Below are 19,078 nucleotides of genomic sequence, written 5' to 3'. Positions count from 1 at the left end.
CCCGCCCGCGCACGCGCAGCAACACGGCTCGCGTGCCGCGCGGGGCTCGTTTATGCTCCACCCGCGCCGACTTGTCACCTTGACCTGTGACAAATCGGGGACGTCAGCATGGGTTTGCACCGGGGACTTGACTTGCCACCCGTTCGAGCGCCCAACAAAAAGCCCGCCAAGAGGCGGGCTTTTTGCGAGGCATTTGGTTGCGCGAGAAGGATTTGAACCTCCGACCTTTGGGTTATGAGCCCAACGAGCTACCAGACTGCTCCATCGCGCGGTAAGCCGGAAATTATACTCTATTTTTATTCAGCCTGCGCGCCATCGGCCGCTTCCGGGCGATCGAGCAGCTCGACAAAGGCCATGGGGGCGTTGTCGCCCACGCGGAAACCCATCTTCAGGATGCGCGTGTAGCCACCCGGACGCGCCTTGAAGCGCGGGCCCAGGTCGGCAAACAGCTTGGCCACGCTGGCGTCGTCGCGCAGGCGGGCAAAGGCCAGGCGACGATTGGCCACGCTGTCGGCCTTGGCCAGGGTGATCATGGGCTCGATCACGCGGCGCAGTTCCTTGGCCTTGGGCAGCGTGGTCTTGATCGCCTCGTGCGCGATCAGCGAATTCATCATGTTGCGCAGCATCGCCTGGCGATGGGCGCTGGTGCGGTTGAGTTTGCGCAGGCCGTTACCGTGTCGCATGGTGCTTTTCCTTTCTTTCCTTGTTGTGCAGGCCGCCGGATCAGGTACGGCCTGGTGCACGAAATGCCGCATCCGAAGATGCGACGACTAAAAATCAATCAATTATCCGTGACCCTGCTCACCACCCGAAACGCATGAACCGCTTGGAGCCCGAAGGCCGCGGAGCAGGCCATATCAGCAATCGCCGTGGCCGGGGTTTCCCCGGTCACTTGCGATACCCCCGGCAAGGGGGGAAGGCGAAACAACGTGCAGCGTGTGGAGACTGGGGGTGTGCTTGATCTCAGCGTTTATCCAGACCGGACGGCGGCCAGTTTTCGAGCTTCATGCCCAGCGTCAGACCGCGCGAAGCGAGCACTTCCTTGATTTCGTTGAGCGACTTGCGACCCAGGTTGGGGGTCTTGAGCAACTCGTTTTCGGTGCGCTGGATCAGGTCGCCGATGTAGTAGATGTTCTCGGCCTTCAGGCAGTTGGCCGAGCGCACGGTCAGCTCCAGCTCGTCGACCGGGCGCAGCAGGATCGGGTCGAACTGGTGAGGGACGCGCTGCTGGGTCGGCTCGAACAGGCCGTCCACGGCCGTGCCTTCCAACTGGGCGAACACCGCCAGCTGCTCCACCAGGATCTTGGCCGAGGCGCGCACGGCCTCCTCGGCGGTGATGGCTCCGTTGGTCTCGATCTCCATCACCAACTTGTCCAGATCGGTGCGCTGCTCGACGCGTGCGTTCTCCACCGCGTAGCTCACGCGCTTGACCGGGGAGAACGAAGCGTCCAGCACGATGCGGCCGATCGACTTGGTGGGCTCGTCGCCATAGCGGCGCACGGTGCCGGGCACATACCCGCGGCCTTTTTCCACCTTGATCTGCATGTCCAGCTTGCCGCCTTGCGACAGGTTGGCGATCACGTGGCCGGGGTTGACGATCTCGACGTCGTGCGGCGTCTGGATGTCGGCCGCAGTCACGATGCCTTCGCCGTCCTTGCGCAGGCTGAGCGTGACCTCGTCGCGGTTGTGCAGCTTGAACACGACGCCCTTGAGGTTCAGCAGCAGATTGACCACGTCTTCCTGCACGCCGTCGATGCTGGAGTATTCATGCACCACGCCGGCAATGGTCACCTCGGTGGGCGCGTAGCCAACCATGGAAGACAGCAGCACGCGGCGCAGGGCGTTGCCCAAGGTATGCCCGTAGCCGCGCTCGAAGGGTTCGAGCGTGACCTTGGCCTTGTGCTCGCCCAGGGGCTCGACGTTGATGGCTTTGGGTTTCAGCAATTGGGTTTGCATTCTTCAGACTTCCTCTCAATACCCCCGGCTCGTTACACCGGTAAGGCTGGTGAAGCACCAAACCCGCCAGGGATGGCGGGCCGGAACATGGGAGACGCTCGCGCGCAACGGAAAATCAGCGCGAGTAAAGTTCGACGATCAGCGATTCGTTGATGTCGGCGCCGAATTCGTCGCGGTCGGGCAGCTTCTTGAAGGTGCCCTCGACCTTGTCGGCATTGACCTCGACCCAGCCCGGAAAGCCCACCTGGCCGGCCAGTTGCAGCGCTTCCTGCACGCGGGTCTGCTTCTTGGACTGCTCGCGCACGGCAATCACGTCGCCGGTCTTGACCAGGTACGAGGGAATGTTGACCGGCTGGCCGTTGACCGTGACGGCCTTGTGCGACACGAGCTGGCGCGCCTCGGCGCGGGTGGAGCCAAAGCCCATGCGATAGACCACGTTGTCCAGACGCGACTCCAGCAGCGACAGCAGGTTGGAGCCGGTGTTGCCGCGGCGGCGTTCGGCTTCGGCGAAGTAGCGGCGGAACTGCTTTTCCAGCACGCCGTACATGCGCTTGACCTTTTGCTTCTCGCGCAGCTGCAGGCCGTAGTCGGAGGTGCGCTGGCCCGAGGTGCGGCCGTGCTGGCCGGGCTTGGTTTCGAACTTGACCTTGTCCGTGATCGAGCGGCGCGCGCTCTTCAGAAACAGGTCGGTGCCTTCGCGGCGGGAGAGTTTGGCCTTGGGGCCGAGGTAACGTGCCACTTTTCTATCCTTTGAACATCATCTGCCCCGGCCACTTGCCGAGGGAGCCGCCCAGTGCAAGCACGCAGGCGGCGGTGGGCTTAAAACAACCAACAAGCAAAAAACAAAAGGACACGACGCGCGCAGCAACGCCGTGTTGACCCTTCGTTATCTCAAATTCTGCGGCGCTTTTGCGGACGGCAGCCGTTGTGCGGCACCGGCGTCACGTCGGAGATGGAATTGATGCGGATACCGAGCGCCGCCAGCGCGCGCACCGAGGACTCGCGACCGGGGCCGGGACCCTTGATCTCGACGTCCACGTTCTTGATGCCCTGGTCGATCGCGGCGCGGCCGGCCACTTCGGAGGCCACCTGCGCGGCAAACGGAGTGGACTTGCGCGAGCCCTTGAAGCCCTGGCCGCCCGAGGACGCCCACGACAGGGCGTTGCCCTGGCGGTCGGTGATGGTGATGATGGTGTTGTTGAACGACGCATGCACGTGCGCAATGCCATCCGCGATGTTCTTGCGGACTTTCTTGCGAACGCGTTGCGCGGCGTTGCTGGCGGGTGCTTTGGCCATGTTTCGATGGTTCCTTGATTATTTCTTCAGCGACTGGGCCGCCTTGCGCGGGCCCTTGCGCGTGCGGGCGTTGGTGCGGGTGCGCTGGCCGCGCATCGGCAGGCCGCGGCGGTGGCGGAAACCCCGATAGCAGCCGATGTCCATCAAGCGCTTGATGTTCATCGTGGTCTCGCGACGCAGATCACCCTCGATCGTGTACTTGGCGATCTGGTCGCGCAGCTTTTCCTGGTCCGCGTCGGTCAGGTCCTTGACCTTCTTGGAGTAGGCAATGCCGCAGGCGTCGCAGATGTTGCGCGCGCGCTGACGGCCAATGCCGAAGATCGCCGTCAGACCGATTTCGGTGTGCTGATGCGGCGGAATGTTGATGCCAGCAATACGTGCCATGCTTGTGTCGTCCTGTAAACCTGAAGTCGCCTTGCCGAATCAGCCCTGACGCTGCTTGTGACGCGGATCGGTGCAGATCACGCGCACCACGCCCTTGCGACGGATGATTTTGCAGTTGCGGCAAATTTTCTTGACCGAAGCTGAAACTCTCATTTCACTCTCCTAAAACCCTTGTGTGTCCGATGCCGACAGCCCGGCCGGACCGCCTTCTCTGTTGTCTGCGACGGGCTCAACTGTTGAGCGTCGTCTTGAAATTGGCCTTCTTGAGCAACGACTCGTATTGCTGGCTCATCATGTAGTTCTGCACCTGGGCCATGAAGTCCATGGTGACCACCACCAGAATCAGCAACGAGGTGCCGCCGAAGTAGAACGGCACGTTGTAGCGCAAGATCAGAAACTCCGGCAGCAGGCACACCAGGGTCACGTAGATCGCGCCCACCAGCGTCAGCCGCATCAGAATCTTGTCGATGTACTTGGCGGTCTGCTCGCCCGGGCGAATGCCGGGGACGAACGCGCCGCTCTTCTTCAGGTTGTCGGCGGTTTCGCGGCTGTTGAACACCAACGCCGTGTAGAAGAAGCAGAAGAAGATGATTGCCGCCGCGTACAGCATCACGTAGATCGGTTGGCCCGGCGACAGCGTGGAGGCGATGTCCTTGAGCCACAGCATCGAGTCGCCCGTGCTGAACCAGCCCACCACGGTGGCCGGCAGCAGGATGATCGACGAGGCGAAGATCGGCGGAATCACGCCCGCCATGTTCAGCTTGAGCGGCAGGTGCGAGGACTGGCCCCCGTATACCTTGTTGCCCACCTGACGGCGCGCGTAATTGACCAGGATCTTGCGCAGCCCGCGCTCGACATACACGACGAAGTACGTCACCAGGCACACCACGGCGACGATGAACAACGCGACGATGATGCTCATCGCCCCGGTGCGCACCAGCTCCATCAAACCGCCGACGGCGCCCGGCAAACCGGCCGCGATGCCCGCGAAGATCAGGATCGAGATGCCGTTGCCCAGACCGCGCTCGGTGATCTGCTCGCCCAGCCACATCAGGAACATGCTGCCCGCCGTCAGGCTGACCACCGCCGTCAGACGAAAGCCCCAGCCCGGGTTGATGACCAGGCCTTGCGAGGCCTCCAGCGCCACGGCGATGCCGAAAGACTGGAACATGCACAGACCCAGCGTGCCGTAGCGCGTGTACTGCGTGATCTTGCGCTGGCCGGCCTGGCCCTCTTTCTTGAGGGCCTCGAAGGTCGGCAACACGTAGGTCATCAGTTGCATGATGATCGACGCGGAGATGTAGGGCATGATGCCCAGCGCGAACACGGTAAAGCGTGACAGCGCGCCACCCGAGAACATGTTGAACAGGTTCAGGATGCCGCCTTGCTGGTTCTGGAACAGCTGGCGCAGCTGGTCGGGATTGATGCCGGGCACGGGAATGTGCGCACCGATCCGGTACACGACCAGCGCGCCCAGCAGAAAGAACAGGCGGCGGCGCAGATCGCCGTACTTGCCTGTCTTCGCGACTTGGTTTGCGCCCGTGGCCACTTGGTCAATCCACCTTCAAGAATGCCGGCATCAGGCCAACGAACCGCCCGCGGCCTCGATCGCCGCTTTCGCGCCGGCCGTGGCCCCGATGCCCGTCAACTTGACGGCGCGCGTGAGCTCGCCGTTCTTGATGACCTTGACCACCTTGGTCAGGCCACGCACCAGGCCGGCCTGCTTGAGGGCCAGCAGGTCCACCTCGGGTTGACCCAGGCGCTCCAGGTCACCCAGGGTGATCTCGGCGTTGAAGCGCAGCGTGACCGACTTGAAGCCGCGCTTGGGCAGACGGCGCTGCAGCGGCATCTGGCCGCCTTCGAACCCGACCTTGTGGTAGCCGCCCGCACGGGACTTCTGGCCCTTGTGGCCACGGCCGGCGGTCTTGCCAAGGCCCGAACCAATGCCGCGCCCGACGCGCCGACGCGCGCGCTTGGCGCCGTCCGCGGGTTTGATGCTGTTGAGTTCCATGTCGCAAATTCCTCAGACGATGCGGACCAGATAGTCGATCTTGTTGATCATGCCGCGCACCGCCGGCGTGTCCTGCAGCTCGCGGGTGCTGTTGACCTTGCGCAGGCCCAGGCCGCGCACGGTGGCGCGATGGTCCTCTTTGCAACCGATGGGGCTGCGCACGAGTTGGACCTTGACGGTCTTTTGTTGGGTTGTCATGCCATCTCTCCGGTTCAGGCGGTGAAGATGTCTTCGACCGACTTGCCGCGCTTGGCCGCCACTTCGGCGGGCGTGGTGCCCTTGTTCAGGGCGTCCAGCGTGGCGCGCACCATGTTGTAGGGGTTGGACGTGCCGTGGCTCTTGGCCACGATGTCGGTGATGCCGAGCACCTCGAACACCGCGCGCATCGGGCCGCCGGCGATGATGCCGGTACCGCGGGGCGCCGGCGCCATCATCACGGTGGCGGCGCCGTGGTGGCCGGTCACGTTGTGATGGATCGTGCCGTCCTTGAGCGAGACCTTGCGCAGGTTGCGGCGCGCCTCGTCCATGGCCTTCTGCACGGCGGCGGGCACTTCCTTGGACTTGCCCTTGCCCATGCCGACGCGGCCGTCACCATCGCCCACCACGGTGAGCGCGGCAAAACCCAGAATCCGGCCGCCCTTGACCACCTTGGTCACGCGGTTGACCGAAATCATCTTCTCGCGCAGGCCGTCCTCGGGACCGTCGCCTTGCGTTCTCGCTTGAAACTTAGCCATCTTGTCCGTCCTTGCGATCAGAATTGCAGGCCCGCTTCACGGGCTGCTTCGGCCAGCGCCTTGACGCGGCCGTGGTAGGCAAAACCGGCGCGATCGAACGCGACCTGCTCGACACCGGCGGCCTTGGCGCGCTCGGCAATGCGCTTGCCGATCACCTGGGCGGCGGCCACGTTGCCCCCCTTGCCCGCGGCACCCAGCTGCTTGCGCATCTCGGCCTCGGCGGTGGAGGCACTGGCCAGCACCCGGGCGCCGTCGCCCGAAATGATGGCGGCGTAGATGTGCAGGTTGGTGCGGTTCACGGTCAGGCGCGCGACGCCTTGCTTGGCGATGCGGATGCGCGTCTGGCGGGCCCGACGCAGACGCTGCTCTTTCTTGGTCATCATGATGCAGGTCCTTATTTCTTCTTGGTTTCCTTGATCGTCACCTTCTCGTCCGCATAGCGGATGCCCTTGCCCTTGTAGGGCTCGGGCGGACGAGCGGCGCGGATCACGGCGGCCATCTGGCCGACGGCCTGGCGGTCGGCGCCCTTGACGACGATCTCGGTCGGCGCCGGGGTTTCGACCTTCAGGCCCGCGGGCATGTCGAAGTTGACCGGGTGCGAGAAACCGATGGACAGGTTGAGCTTGTTGCCCTGGGCCTGCGCGCGGAAACCCACGCCCACCAGGGTCAGCTTCTTCTCGAAGCCCTTGCTCACGCCCACCACCATGTTATTGACGAGCTGGCGCATGGTGCCGCTCATGGCGTTGGCTTCGCGCGAGTCGCCCACCGGAGCAAAGCTCAGGTTGGCGCCATCGGCAGCGATCTTGACCAGCGGGTTGGCGGCCAGCTTCAGCTCGCCACCCGAACCCTTGACGGTGATCAGCTCGTCACCGAGCTTGACGTCCACGCCAGCCGGCACGGACACACCCATTTTTGCGATACGCGACATCTGAATTTCTCCTTAGGCCACGTAGCACAGCACTTCGCCGCCGACACCGGTGGCGCGCGCCTTGCGATCGGTCATCACGCCCTTGGGGGTGGTGACGATGGCCACGCCCAGGCCGTTCATGACCTGGGGGATGGCGCCCGCGCCCTTGTACACGCGCAGGCCGGGGCGGCTCACGCGCTCGATGCGCTCGATGACCGGACGACCGGCGTAGTACTTGAGGGCGATTTCCAGCTCGGACTTGCCGCCTTCGGACTTGATTTCAAAGCCGTCGATGTAGCCCTCGTCCTTCAGGACCTGGGCAATGGCCACCTTGACCTTGGACGACGGCACCGACACGGTTTGCTTGGCCACCATCTGCGCGTTGCGGATGCGCGTCAGCAGGTCGGCAATCGGATCACTCATGCTCATGTTGTGTTTCTCCTGCCGATTACCAGCTGGCCTTGGTCACGCCGGGGATCTGGCCTTCGAAGGCCAGCTCGCGCACCTTGGCTCGGGCCAGGCCGAACTGGCGGAACGTGCCGCGCGGACGACCGGTGATTTCGCAGCGGTTGCGCTGGCGCGTGGGATTGGCGTTGCGCGGGAGCTTTTGCAGCGCCAGGCGGGCCTGCGCGCGCTCTTCGTCGCTGCGCTTGACATCGCCAGCGATGGCCTTGAGCTCGGCGTGCTTCTTGGCGTACTTGGCGACGAGTTTCTCGCGCTTGAGTTCGCGTTCGATCAATGCGGTTTTTGCCACAACGTCACCCTCAGTTCTTGAACGGAAAACGGAAAGCCGCGAGCAGTGCCTTGCACTCTTCGTCGGTCTTGGCCGTGGTCGTGATGCTGATGTTCAGGCCGCGCAGGGCGTCGACCTTGTCGTATTCGATCTCGGGGAAGATGATCTGCTCTTTGACGCCCACGTTGTAGTTGCCGCGGCCGTCGAACGAGCGCCCCGAAATGCCGCGGAAGTCGCGCACGCGCGGCAGCGCCACGGTGACGAAGCGGTCCAGGAATTCATACATGCGCGCGCCGCGCAGGGTGACCATGGTGCCGATCGCCTGCTGCTCGCGGATCTTGAAGCCGGCGATGGCCTTCTTGGCCTTGGTGACCACGGGCTTCTGGCCGGCGATCTTGGTCAGGTCGCCCACGGCGTTGTCCATGATCTTCTTGTCGGCCACGGCCTCGCTCACGCCCATGTTGAGCGTGATCTTGGTGAGGCGCGGCACCTCCATGGGCGACTTGTAGCCGAACTTCTTGATCAGCTCGGGCGCCACTTTCTCGCGGTAGTGTTGTTGCAGTCGTGCCATGGTTTACCTCAGGCCTTGATCTCTTCGCCGCTGGACTTGAACACGCGCACGCGGGTGCCGTCCTGCAGGGTCTTGATGCCCACGCGATCGGCCTTGCCGCTCGCCTTGTTGTAGATGGCCACGTTGGACTGCTGGATCGGCATGGCCTTTTCGATGATGCCGCCCTGCACGCCCTTCATGGGGTTGGGCTTGGCATGCTTCTTGACGATGTTGATGCCGTCCACCACCACGCGGTCTTCGTCCACGCGCAAGCTGACCGTGCCGCGCTTGCCCTTGTCGCGGCCGGCGATCACGATGACTTCATCGCCCTTGCGAATCTTGTTCATGACTGGCGCCTTTCCTTACAGGACTTCGGGAGCGAGCGACACGATCTTCATGAAGCGCTCGGTGCGCAGCTCGCGCGTGACCGGGCCGAAGATGCGGGTGCCGATGGGCTCCAGCTTGTTGTTGAGCAGCACGGCGGCGTTGCCGTCGAACTTGATGAGCGAGCCGTCGCCGCGGCGGATGCCCTTGGCGGTGCGCACCACGACGGCGCTGTAGATCTCGCCCTTCTTGACGCGACCGCGCGGCGCAGCCTCCTTGACGCTCACCTTGATGATGTCGCCCACGCTGGCGTAACGCCGCTTGGAGCCGCCCAGCACCTTGATGCACATGACGGACTTGGCGCCGGTATTGTCGGCAACCTCGAGCCTGGATTCAGTCTGGATCATTGTTCAATGTTTCCCAACTTGCACCCGGCGCGCCAAAACGCGCCGGATCAGTCTTGGGCCCGGCGTCTCCTGCCAGCCGGCACTCAAACCTTGAATGCCGACCTCTGCAAAAAACACCTTGTGGGGCTGAAATTCTTGCGCCCAGCAATGGGCGAAGCTCTTGATTATGGCAGATTGCAAAAGGCGAGTCAAGCGTCCCGTCAGGCCGGGGCTTTGGCGTAGGCCGCGGCCAGTCGCTCGAAGCCGGCCGCGTCGGGGTCGCGTCCCAGCTCCTGGCGCAGGATGTCGGCCACGGCGGGCGCGGCGCCGGCCGCCTGCGCCGCATCCAGAAACAGCATGCGGCAGCGGCGCGCCAGCACGTCTTCGACCGTACGGGCGTATTCGTGGCGCGCGGCAAAGCGAACCATGGCCTCGGACAGGCCCGCCGCCAGCCAATGCCCGGCCCCCGGCAGGGCGGTCACGGCGGCGGCCTCGCCCCCGTAGGTGTGCAGGCCCTGCGGCAGGCTCATGGGGACCGGCTGCGCTCCGGCGGCGCCCAGCAGTTGCAACTTGGCCGTGCGTGAGGGCCCACGCGGCGGCAAGCGGCCGCTGTCCACGCAGTGCTGAAGCACGTCCTCGGCCATGGCGCGGTAGGTGGTCCACTTGCCGCCCGTCACCGTGACCAGGCCCGAGCGCGCCACGCGCACCGTGTGCTCGCGGCTGATGGCCTTGGTGGCGCCCGGCTCGTCGGAGGGCTTGACCAGCGGGCGCATGCCGGCCCAGCTGCTCAGGATGTCGGCCCGCGTGGGCGCGCGCCGCAGGTAGCGCGCGGCCTCGGTCAGGATGAAGTCCACCTCGGCGGCCAGCGGGCGCGGCTCCAGCGGCACGTCGCTGCGCGGGGTGTCGGTGGTGCCCAGGATCAGCTTGCCCAGCCAGGGCACGGCAAACAGCACGCGGCCGTCGTGCGTGCTGGGCACCAGCAGGGCGTGCTCGCCGGGCAGAAAGGACTGGTCGACCACCAGATGCACGCCCTGGCTGGGCTCGACCATGGGCTGCACGGTTTGGCCGGCGGCGCGCGCGTCCTGCTGGCGCAGCGCGTCCACCCACACGCCGGTGGCGTTGACGATGCAGCCGGCCTGCACACAAAACTCGCGCCCGCTCTCTGCATCGCGCAGGCGCAGGCCGACGGCACGGCCCGCCTCGTGCAGCACCTCGGTGGCCTCGCAATAGTTGATCACCAGCGCGCCCAGCGCTGCCACCGTGCGCGCCAGCGCCAGCGCCAAGCGGGCGTCGTCGAACTGGCCGTCCCAGTACTTGACGCCGCCCTTCAGGCCCTGCGGCTGCACGCCGGGCAGCAGGCGCTGGGTCTGGCCCGCGCCCAGCCATTCGGTGCGCCCCAGCCCGGCACTGCCGGCCAGAAGGTCGTACAGCTTGAGGCCAACACCGTAGAACGGCGTCTCCCACAGCTTGTAGGACGGCATGACGAAAGCCAGCGGCTGCGCCAGGTGCGGCGCGCTGTGCAGGATGTGCACGCGCTCGTGCAGCGCCTCGCGCACCAGGTGGATGTCGCCCTGCGCCAGGTAGCGCACGCCGCCGTGCACCAGCTTGGTGGCGCGCGACGAGGTGCCCTTGGCAAAGTCGTGCGCCTCCACCAGCAGCACGCGGTGGCCGCGCTGGGCCGCGTCCAGCGCCACGCCCAGGCCGGTGGCCCCGCCGCCGACCACGGCCAGGTCGTAGCGCACGGGCTCGGCCAAGCGCTGCAGCAAGGCGGCGCGGTCGGTGGGCAAGGGGGTGTTGGCCATGACTGTTTAACTCTATTTTTGATAGCTGCTTGCGCTTATTGGCAAAGCGTCAGAGGCGAATTTTATGCTTGCAGGCCAATCGAGGCGTGTCCGTCACGGATAGCGCAGCGCACCACCAGCAACGCACCGAACCCAAAGAGTCAAATGGCCGCGGAGCAGGCCGTGCCAGCGATCGCCGTGGCCGGGGTCCCCCCGGCCAGGGGCGAGCCTTGCAGGCCGCACCGGGCCAGTGGCCCGGCCCCTCGCCAGCCATCAAAAGGTCCACCGGACCTTTTGTGCGCAGGCTCGGCCCCCTGCAAGGGGGCTGAGGTCTGCGGCTCCAGACCTGCCTGCGCAGGTCTGGTCAGACCGAAGGGCCGCCGCCTCTGGCGGCGAGCACCAAGCGAAACATCGCGCAGCGAGTGGAGACTGGGGGTGGTCATTTTTTCGCCCAACCGCGCGCACGCGCCACCGCCTCGCGCCAGCGGGCCACGCGCGCGCGCCGCGCCGGCTCGGCAAGCTGGGGCTCGAAGCGCCGGTCCACCGCCCATTGCGCGGCGATTTCGTCCGCGCCTGACCACACGCCCGTGGCCAGCCCGGCCAGGTAGGCCGCGCCCAGGGCGGTGGTCTCGGTCACGCGCGGGCGCACCACGGGCACGCCCAGCAGGTCGGCCTGCATCTGCATCAGCAGGTCGTTGCGGCTGGCGCCGCCGTCCACGCGCAGCTCGGTCAGTTGAATGCCGGCGTCGCGCACCATGGCGCCAAACAGGTCGGCCGACTGCAGGGCGATGGCCTCCAGCGCCGCGCGGGCGATGTGCGCGCGCGTGCTGCCGCGCGTCAGGCCCACCAGGGTGCCGCGCGCGCGGCCGTCCCAGTCGGGCGCGCCCAGGCCGGCAAAGGCCGGCACCAGATGGACGTCGCCGGTGTCGGGCACGCTGGCGGCCAGGGCCTCGATCTCGGGCGCGCTGCGGATCATCTGCAGGCCGTCGCGCAGCCACTGCACGGTGGCGCCGGCCATGAAGACCGAGCCTTCGAGACAGTAGGCGGTGCGCTGCCGTGCGGCTTCGACCGGCCCCTGCCAGCCCACGGTGGTGAGCAGCCGGTTGCGGCTGGCCACCGCCTGCGTGCCGGTGTTCATCAGCATGAAGCAGCCCGTGCCATAGGTGTTCTTGGCCATGCCGGGCGCAAAGCAGGCCTGGCCGAAGGTGGCGGCCTGCTGGTCGCCCGCGACGCCGGCGATCGGCACGGCCGCGCCCAGCCACTCGGGCGCCGCCTCGCCCAGCAGGCCGCTGGAGGGCACGATGCGCGGCAGCACCGCGCGCGGAATGTGGAACAGCGCCAGCAGCTCATCGTCCCAGTCCAGCGTGTGGATGTTCATCAGCAGGGTGCGCGCCGCATTGCTGGGGTCGGTGGCGTGCACGCGGCCTTGCGTGAGCTGCCAGATCAGCCAGCTGTCGACGGTGCCGAAGGCCAGCTCGCCGGCCTCGGCGCGGGCGCGGGCGCCGGGCACCTGCTCCAGCAGCCATTCGAGCTTGGTGGCCGAAAAATACGCGTCCAGCACCAGCCCGGTCTTGCGCTGGATCAGCCCCGCCTTGCCCTGGCGCCACAACCGGTCGCAGCGCGCGGTGGTGCGCCGGTCCTGCCAGACGATGGCGCGCGCCACCGGCTGGCCCGTGGCGCGCTCCCACAGCACCGTGGTCTCGCGCTGGTTGGTGATGCCGATTGCTTCTATTGCTATAGCGCGTTGCGCTTGTCCAGAGCGGGCGATCGCCAGTTTTTGCACGCATTCGCGCGCTACCGCCAGCTGCGTGGCCCAGATCTCGCCCGCGTCATGCTCCACCCAGCCGGGCTGCGGAAAGTGCTGGGCAAACTCGCGCTGCGCCAGCGCCGCCACCTGGCCGCGTTCGTCGAAGGCAATGGCGCGGCTGCTGGTGGTGCCCTGATCGAGTGCAAGGAGATATCGCATGGCGGCAAGCGTAGCGGATGGCCCCGGCCGGCGCCAGCGGGCCTACACTGCGTCCTCCCGCGGCCGCCGCCAGCGGCCCGCCGCCAACCTGCCCACCGGAATTCGACATGAGCGCACCCACCCTTGCCCCCTCCACCCGCATCGCCTTCATCGGCGGCGGCAACATGGCCAGCGCCATCATCGGCGGGCTGGTGCAGCGCGGCCTGCCGGCAGCGCAGATCACCGTGGTCGAGCCCTTCGAGGCGGCGCGCGCCGCGCTGCGCGGGCACCATGGCATCGACGCCCTGCCCGCCGCCAGCGCCGCGCTGGCTGGCAGCGATCTGCTGGTCTGGGCCATCAAGCCGCAAAGCTTTCTGGCCGCCGCCGCGCCCGTGGCGCCGCACGTCGGCAGCGCGCTGCAGCTGTCGGTGATGGCGGGCATCCGCTCGGACGCCATTGCCAAGGCCACCGGCAGCGCGCGCATCGTGCGCTGCATGCCCAACACGCCGGCGCTGGTGGGCCGCGGCATGACGGGCCTGTTTGCCGGCCCCGCCGCCAGCGCCGCCGACCGCGCGCTGGCCGAGACCGTCATCCGCACCACCGGCGACGCGCTGTGGGTGCAGCGCGAGGAACAGCTCGACGCCGTGACCGCGCTGTCGGGCTCCGGCCCGGCCTACGTGTTTTATTTTCTGGAAGCAATGCAGCAGGCCGGCACCGAGCTGGGCCTGGCGCCTGAGCAGGCGCGCACGCTGGCGGTGGGCACCTTTGCCGGCGGCGCGCACCTGGCCGCCGCATCCGCCGAGCCGCTGGCCACCCTGCGCGAGCGCGTGACCAGCAAGGGCGGCACCACCCACGCCGCGCTGACGGCGCTGGATCAGGCGGGCGTGAAGGCGGCTTTCGTGCAGGCGATGCACGCCGCGTGCGTGCGGGCCCAGGAGCTGGGCGACGAGTTTGGGCGCTGAGCGCCAGCGCTGATCGCCGGCGCCCATTGCCGCGGTCGGCACCGGCCACGAAAAAGCGCCCCGCGAAGGGGCGCTTTTGCATGGGCTCGGCAGGCGGGGCGAAGTGCGCCGCCGCCCGCCGCCGTGGTCAGCCGTGTACGCGGCGACGCACGGCAAACCCGGCCATCAGCAGGGCCAACAGGGCCAGACTCCACTGCGACAGGGTCGGGATCGCACTGACGTCCGGCTTGTGCTCGCCGAAGTTGTAGTCGATCGCGTGGTTGCCATCTTGCAGCACGACATCGGAAAAGACGTCGTTGCCCGCCGTGCCCGCGCCGCCCGTGGCGCCGGTGCCCAGCGTGTCCTTGCCGTCGATCCAGCCGCCCGGTTGAACCTCGTGCACGGTATAGGTGCCGGGCATCAGGCCGGTGAAGCTGTAGTGGCCGTTGGCGTCGGTGGTGGTGGTGGCGACCACGACGCCGCCCTGCAGCAGCTCGATGGTGACGCCGGCAATGCCCTCCTCACCCGGGTCGATGATGCCGTTGTCATTGCGGTCGTGATAGACCGTGCCGGCAATCGAGGCCGCGACGGCCGGATCCACCGGCGCCCCGGGCACCTCGGTGCGCGCCGTGCCCGTGTTGTTGCCCGGGTTGGTGTCGCCGGGCGCGTCCAGCGTGGCGGTGTTGATGATCGGGCTGTTGCCGGTGTAGGGGTTGGCCAACTGCACCAGGACGTGGAACGTCTTGGTCGCGTTGACCGCCAGTGCCCCGACCGCACAGCTCACGTTGCTGCCGGCGGCCACGCAGCCGTCGGGCGAGGACACGAAGCTCAGGCCGGCGGGCAGCGGGTCCATGACCTGCGCGCCGTTGCTGGCCAGCGGGCCGTTGTTGGTCACCGTCAGGGTGTAGGTGGCCGTGTCGCCCGCGTGCATCTGCGGCTTGTCGATGGCCTTGGTCAGCGCCAGGTCGGTGGCGATGTCGACGCGGCGCGTGGTGGTGTCCTCGTTGGTGGCGTTGTTGCTCGTTTCGCGCTCGGTCTCGTCAACCTTGACCTCCACGTGGTTGCTCTGCGTGCCGCTGTAGGCACCCGCCGTGACGATGCTTTCGGCACGCATCATGTAGGTCAGGACGATCTGGTTTGCGGCACCCGGGGCAATGGTCGGAAAGCTGCACGTCAGCGTGCCGCTGGTGTCCCCGATCGCCGGCACGGTGGTGCAATAGGTGCTGGCATTGGGCACGGCGGTGCCCGCGATGGACGCCGTCAGGCTGCCCTGCCAGCTGAAGCGGGCGGTCGGGCTGCCTTGCGGGAAGGTGTCGGTCACCACCAGGTTGGTGCCGTAGGACGGCCCGACGTTGGTGACGGTGATGGTGTACATCGTGTCGCCACCCAGGACCACCGGGTCCACGCTGTCGGTCTTGTGCACCAGAATGTCGAGATCGGCGGCGATCACCGTGGCGTCCGCGCTGCCCGAGTTGTTGTTGGTATTGGTTTCGGTGCTGTCGGTCGTGACGTTCACCACGTTGTGGATGGTGGTGTTCAGCGCTGCCGCCAGCGGGCGCAGGCGGAAGGTGGCGGTGTACTGGGTATTCGGTGGCACCGAGGCCCAGGTGCACTCCACCGTGCCGCTGGTGGCGCCATCGGCCGGCGCAGTGCAGCTGCCGCCGTTGGTTGCCGTGGCGGTGCCCAGCATGGCGGTGTTGGCGGGCAGCACGTCGGTGATCTTGACGTTGGTCGCCGTGGACGGCCCGTTGTTGCGCGCCGTGACCACATAGACCAGCGGCTCGCCCACGTGCACCGGGTTGGGCGTGACGGATTTGGTCACGGTCATGTCCACGCGCGGCTGGACGGTGGTGCTGGTGGTGTTGCTGGTGTTGTTGCCCCGGTTCGGATCACCGACGTCGTTGGAGTGCACCGTGGCTGAGTTGGTGCGCGTCAGGTCGGTTGAACCGGTGTTGCCGGGCTTGACCACGATGGTCACCACCGCCGTGGCGCCGCTGGCCAGGGTCGGGATCGTGCAGTCGACGGTGACGTCACCGTTGGCGGGGCCGGCCGGGTTGCAGGTGCCGCTGCCCGTGGTGACGGCCGCGCTCACCAAACCGCCGGGATTGAGCAGGTTGGCCAGCGCGTCGCGCACGTGCACGTCGGTGGCGGCATCGGGGCCGGCGTTGTTGACCGTGAGCACATAGGTCAGGTTCTGGCCCACGACCACCGGGTTGGGGCTGGCGGTTTTCGTGATGGACAAATCAGCGCTGGTCGCCGTGCTGGCGTTGCCCACCGTCTGGCAGTCGTTGCCGGCGTTGCCGTCGACGCGGCCGGGGCCGGACAGCGCCACGCAGGCACGGTTGCTGATCGAGCCGGCTGCGGGCTGGACCACGGGAATGGCCAGGTTGGGCGCGTTGGCGTTGGCGGCCAAGCCGCCGGCCGGGACGGTGTACCTGCACGACAGGTTGAGCGGACCGTTGGCGGGGTAGCCGCCGGGCGGGGGCGTGCAGCTCCAGCCAGCGCTGGACGGGGCGGCGCGCACCGTCAGCCCGGCGGGAATGTTCTCGGTCACGTCGATGAACTGCCCCGGCGCCACGGCCAGCGGGCCCAGGTTGCGCACGGTGATGTTCCAGTTGTAGTTCTGGCCTGGCACCACGGGCGAGATGCTGGCGGCCTTGGTCAGGCGCAGATCGGCCTCGTTGCTGCCGGTGACGGTGACGCTGCTGCTGTTGTTGCCCGGCACCGGGTCGGTCTGCCCGGCGGGCAGCGCCACGTTGGCGGTGTTCTGGATGCTGCCTGTGCCGTTCACCGTGGTGTTCAGGGTGATGTCCGGCAGATCGGTGTAGGGGCCGCCGTTGTAGGTGCCGCCGTAGGTGCAGCTGAGCTGGGGCGCGGTCCAGGTGCAGTTCCATGGCGCCGGCGCGCTGTGGCTGACGTAGGTCAGGCCGGCGGGCAGGGTGTCGGTCACCACGATGTTGGACGGGGGCGTGCCGCCCTGTTGGCGGGCCCGCAGGGTATAGGCCACGGCGGCGCCGGTGGCGACGGTTCCGGACGGGCTGGCCGACTTGCCGATGGTCATGTCGGTGCCGCTGGTGAACGGCACATTGACCAGCGCGGTGTTGTTGGTCAGGTCGCCATCGGGGTAGCTGGAGCCCACGCCAAAGCTGGCCGTGACCGTGCCGTTGAGGTGGCCCACGGCGGGCACGCTGATGTCGGGGAAGGCGGCGCCGTTGGCCAGGGTGTCGTTGCCCGGCGTGCGGGTGCAGGTGATGGTGGCGCCGGGCGCGGGCGGGTTGGAGCGCGGGTAGCCACCAGCGGGCGTGCAGCTCCAGCCGGTGCCTGTGGGCACACCGGTGATGGTGGCGCCGGCCGGCACGTTGAAGGTCACGGTGGGCGCCTGACCTGCGGGCAGGGCGTTGGGGCCCGCGTTGTCCACGTGCAGGGTGTAGTTGTAGGGCGTACCCGCCGCAGCGCCGGCGCCAGCCGTGCTGGTGGCGGTGATGCGCAGGTCGGCGGCCGCGACGGCGGTGATGTTGCGCGTGAGCGTGTTGTTGTTGGCGTTGCTGTCGGGCGTGGCGGCGCTCACCGTGGCGGCGTTGGGCCACACGCCCGCCGTCGGCAAGGTGACCTTCAGCGTGACGGTGCGAAACGCCTGAAACGGCACGCTGGCCCAGTCACAGTGATAGGGAGCAGCGCCATTGCAAGTGCCGCCGTCGCTGGCGGTCATGCTGACAAACGTGGACCCTGGCGGAAGGGTGTCGGTGAGCGAGACGTTGCTGGCCGCGCCGGGGCCGTTGTTGTCGACGCGGATGGTGATGGTCGCCGTGCCACCGGCCGGCACGGGGTCGGGGTTGACGATTTGACTGGACAGCACCATGTCGGCCGACTGCGCCCAGGCGCCGGTGGCGAACACCAGCGCGCCCAGGGCCATGGCGCTGCGCAGCGCAACGCGCTGCAGACGGGTGGAAAACGACATGAAACGGGGGAACGAACCCGCGCTTTTGTGCGTGGCGGACGCACCCGCGCCACGAATGGGTGGATTGACCATGAAACTCCGACCTCCAATCAGGTAAACCTGTCCAAATTGATATGAAAATTCTAGCGGCTGCGCAACGCCGTTTGATGACAGGCCCGTTGTATATGCGAAACAATATAGGGTCAACTTACGAAAAATGACCGCTACGGCGAAGTAAGTATCAAGGCCAGTGCGATCCCTGCAAACACGGTGGCGCCCAGCCAGTGGTTCTGGCTGAAGGCGACAAAGCAGCCCTCGCGCGTGCGGCCGCGGATCAGCGTGTAGTGCCACGCGGCCTGCGCGGCGGCGACGGCAAAGGCCACGTACAAAATCGGCGATGGCGTACGGGCGGCCGCCACCCACAGCCACACGGCCAGGTAGACGGCATAAAAGCCCATCACCGCCGGCACGTCCCAGCGGCCCAGGGTGATGGCGGAGGTCTTCATGCCGATTTTCAGATCGTCGTCGCGGTCGACCATGGCGTATTCGGTGTCGTAGGCCAGCACCCAGAAGCCGTTGCCCACCAGCAGCACCCAGGCCTCGGCCGGCACGCGGCCCTGCACCGCCGCGTAGGCCATGGGAATGCCGAAGGAAAAGGCCACGCCCAGCACGGCCTGCGGCATGGACACCACGCGCTTGGCAAAGGGGTAGGCGATGGCGATGGCCAGCGCCGGAAAGGACAGGGCGATGGCGGTGGCGTTGGTTGTCAGCACCAGGGCAAAGGCGATCAGGGCCAGCACGGCGCCCAGCGCCAGCGCCTCGCGCACGCTGACCTCGCCGGTGGTCACGGGGCGCCGGGCGGTGCGCTTGACGTGGCGATCAAAGTCGCGGTCGGCCACGTCGTTGACGCAGCAGCCGGCCGAGCGCATGAGGATGGTGCCGGCCACGAACACCCCCAGCAGGTGCCAGCCCGGAAAGCCGCCCGCCGCCAGCCACAGCGCGCTGAGCGTGGGCCACAGCAGCACCAGCCAGCCGGCGGGGCGGCTCCAGCGGACGAGGTCAAGGTATTGGGCGAGCTTGCTGCGGGGTTCAGCGGGGGCGGTCATGCAATTGAATTGATAGCTGATTGCGCTGGATGGGCGGGCATTGGAAGCTGATTTTGCTTGAGTTGTGGTGCATGACGCGGCGCCCTC

22 protein-coding genes and 1 tRNA gene are annotated in these 19,078 nt (G+C 67.1%); 1 reads left to right on the top strand and 22 read right to left on the bottom strand.

Translation table 11 applies throughout. The annotated features are described in order from the left end of the window. Positions 1-194: 194 nt before the first annotated feature. The 20 genes from U1F38_RS10370 to glpK all read right to left on the bottom strand — a co-directional run bounded on the left by U1F38_RS10370 (position 195) and on the right by glpK (position 13,028). Positions 195-271: transfer RNA gene (locus U1F38_RS10370), tRNA-Met, on the bottom strand. A gap of 25 nt (positions 272-296) precedes the next feature. After that, entirely contained in the window at positions 297-683 is a 387-nt protein-coding gene (gene rplQ / locus U1F38_RS10365; RefSeq protein ID WP_409986986.1) for a 50S ribosomal protein L17, read from the bottom strand. Between the two features lie 280 nt (positions 684-963). Then, positions 964-1,956: a DNA-directed RNA polymerase subunit alpha gene (locus tag U1F38_RS10360; protein ID WP_409986985.1), complete on the bottom strand. Its 993-nt coding sequence runs from the start codon at positions 1,954-1,956 to the stop codon at positions 964-966. A 115-nt stretch (positions 1,957-2,071) separates the two neighbouring features. After that, positions 2,072-2,695 carry a 30S ribosomal protein S4 gene (gene rpsD / locus U1F38_RS10355; RefSeq protein ID WP_409986984.1) on the bottom strand — a complete coding sequence of 208 codons (624 nt, stop codon included), beginning with the start codon at positions 2,693-2,695 and terminating at the stop codon, positions 2,072-2,074. A gap of 152 nt (positions 2,696-2,847) precedes the next feature. Then, the gene (gene rpsK, locus U1F38_RS10350) at positions 2,848-3,252 is read right to left on the bottom strand and encodes a 30S ribosomal protein S11 (protein WP_409986983.1); all 405 of its coding nucleotides are present in this window, start codon (positions 3,250-3,252) and stop codon (positions 2,848-2,850) included. An 18-nt stretch (positions 3,253-3,270) separates the two neighbouring features. Further along, positions 3,271-3,636, bottom strand: a complete 366-nt coding sequence (gene rpsM, locus U1F38_RS10345; protein WP_409986982.1) for a 30S ribosomal protein S13 — start codon at positions 3,634-3,636, stop codon at positions 3,271-3,273. Between the two features lie 39 nt (positions 3,637-3,675). After that, positions 3,676-3,789 (bottom strand): 50S ribosomal protein L36, encoded by a 114-nt coding sequence (gene rpmJ / locus U1F38_RS10340; RefSeq protein ID WP_011481465.1) that lies wholly within the window; start codon positions 3,787-3,789, stop codon positions 3,676-3,678. A gap of 76 nt (positions 3,790-3,865) precedes the next feature. After that, positions 3,866-5,185, bottom strand: a complete 1,320-nt coding sequence (gene secY, locus U1F38_RS10335) for a preprotein translocase subunit SecY (RefSeq protein ID WP_409986981.1) — start codon at positions 5,183-5,185, stop codon at positions 3,866-3,868. Between the two features lie 30 nt (positions 5,186-5,215). After that, complete coding sequence (rplO, locus tag U1F38_RS10330; protein ID WP_409986980.1) at positions 5,216-5,647, bottom strand: 50S ribosomal protein L15; 432 nt, start codon at positions 5,645-5,647, stop codon at positions 5,216-5,218. A 12-nt stretch (positions 5,648-5,659) separates the two neighbouring features. Then, positions 5,660-5,845 carry a 50S ribosomal protein L30 gene (gene rpmD / locus U1F38_RS10325; protein ID WP_409986979.1) on the bottom strand — a complete coding sequence of 62 codons (186 nt, stop codon included), beginning with the start codon at positions 5,843-5,845 and terminating at the stop codon, positions 5,660-5,662. Between the two features lie 14 nt (positions 5,846-5,859). Beyond that, entirely contained in the window at positions 5,860-6,381 is a 522-nt protein-coding gene (gene rpsE / locus U1F38_RS10320; RefSeq protein ID WP_409986978.1) for a 30S ribosomal protein S5, read from the bottom strand. A 17-nt stretch (positions 6,382-6,398) separates the two neighbouring features. Further along, positions 6,399-6,764 (bottom strand): 50S ribosomal protein L18, encoded by a 366-nt coding sequence (rplR, locus tag U1F38_RS10315; RefSeq protein ID WP_409986977.1) that lies wholly within the window; start codon positions 6,762-6,764, stop codon positions 6,399-6,401. Between the two features lie 11 nt (positions 6,765-6,775). Continuing rightward, a complete protein-coding gene (gene rplF / locus U1F38_RS10310; RefSeq protein ID WP_409986976.1) occupies positions 6,776-7,309 on the bottom strand; it encodes a 50S ribosomal protein L6 in 534 nt (177 codons plus the stop codon). Between the two features lie 12 nt (positions 7,310-7,321). Beyond that, complete coding sequence (rpsH, locus tag U1F38_RS10305; RefSeq protein ID WP_409986975.1) at positions 7,322-7,717, bottom strand: 30S ribosomal protein S8; 396 nt, start codon at positions 7,715-7,717, stop codon at positions 7,322-7,324. A gap of 19 nt (positions 7,718-7,736) precedes the next feature. Beyond that, complete coding sequence (gene rpsN, locus U1F38_RS10300) at positions 7,737-8,042, bottom strand: 30S ribosomal protein S14 (RefSeq protein ID WP_409986974.1); 306 nt, start codon at positions 8,040-8,042, stop codon at positions 7,737-7,739. A gap of 10 nt (positions 8,043-8,052) precedes the next feature. Further along, entirely contained in the window at positions 8,053-8,592 is a 540-nt protein-coding gene (gene rplE / locus U1F38_RS10295; protein ID WP_409986973.1) for a 50S ribosomal protein L5, read from the bottom strand. A gap of 8 nt (positions 8,593-8,600) precedes the next feature. After that, positions 8,601-8,918 carry a 50S ribosomal protein L24 gene (gene rplX, locus U1F38_RS10290; RefSeq protein WP_409986972.1) on the bottom strand — a complete coding sequence of 106 codons (318 nt, stop codon included), beginning with the start codon at positions 8,916-8,918 and terminating at the stop codon, positions 8,601-8,603. Positions 8,919-8,933: 15 nt separating this feature from the next. Beyond that, positions 8,934-9,302, bottom strand: a complete 369-nt coding sequence (gene rplN / locus U1F38_RS10285; protein WP_409986971.1) for a 50S ribosomal protein L14 — start codon at positions 9,300-9,302, stop codon at positions 8,934-8,936. Between the two features lie 200 nt (positions 9,303-9,502). Then, positions 9,503-11,083: an FAD-dependent oxidoreductase gene (locus U1F38_RS10280; protein WP_409986970.1), complete on the bottom strand. Its 1,581-nt coding sequence runs from the start codon at positions 11,081-11,083 to the stop codon at positions 9,503-9,505. 418 nt (positions 11,084-11,501) lie between these two features. Beyond that, the gene (gene glpK / locus U1F38_RS10275; protein WP_409986969.1) at positions 11,502-13,028 is read right to left on the bottom strand and encodes a glycerol kinase GlpK; all 1,527 of its coding nucleotides are present in this window, start codon (positions 13,026-13,028) and stop codon (positions 11,502-11,504) included. A 107-nt stretch (positions 13,029-13,135) separates the two neighbouring features. Between glpK and proC the strand changes: the two genes are divergently transcribed. Further along, a complete protein-coding gene (gene proC / locus U1F38_RS10270; RefSeq protein WP_409986968.1) occupies positions 13,136-13,969 on the top strand; it encodes a pyrroline-5-carboxylate reductase in 834 nt (277 codons plus the stop codon). A gap of 127 nt (positions 13,970-14,096) precedes the next feature. Here proC and U1F38_RS10265 read toward each other — a convergent pair whose 3' ends face one another. Beyond that, positions 14,097-17,906: an IPTL-CTERM sorting domain-containing protein gene (locus U1F38_RS10265; protein ID WP_409986967.1), complete on the bottom strand. Its 3,810-nt coding sequence runs from the start codon at positions 17,904-17,906 to the stop codon at positions 14,097-14,099. 203 nt (positions 17,907-18,109) lie between these two features. After that, the gene (ubiA, locus tag U1F38_RS10260) at positions 18,110-18,991 is read right to left on the bottom strand and encodes a 4-hydroxybenzoate octaprenyltransferase (RefSeq protein ID WP_409986966.1); all 882 of its coding nucleotides are present in this window, start codon (positions 18,989-18,991) and stop codon (positions 18,110-18,112) included. Positions 18,992-19,078: the final 87 nt, after the last annotated feature.

Origin of the sequence: Ottowia sp., from assembly GCF_046348305.1 — a bacterium.
GTDB lineage: Bacteria > Pseudomonadota > Gammaproteobacteria > Burkholderiales > Burkholderiaceae_C > Ottowia.
The sequence above is the reverse complement of the archived record's forward strand: the minus strand, read 5'-3'. Positions and strand labels throughout refer to the sequence as shown.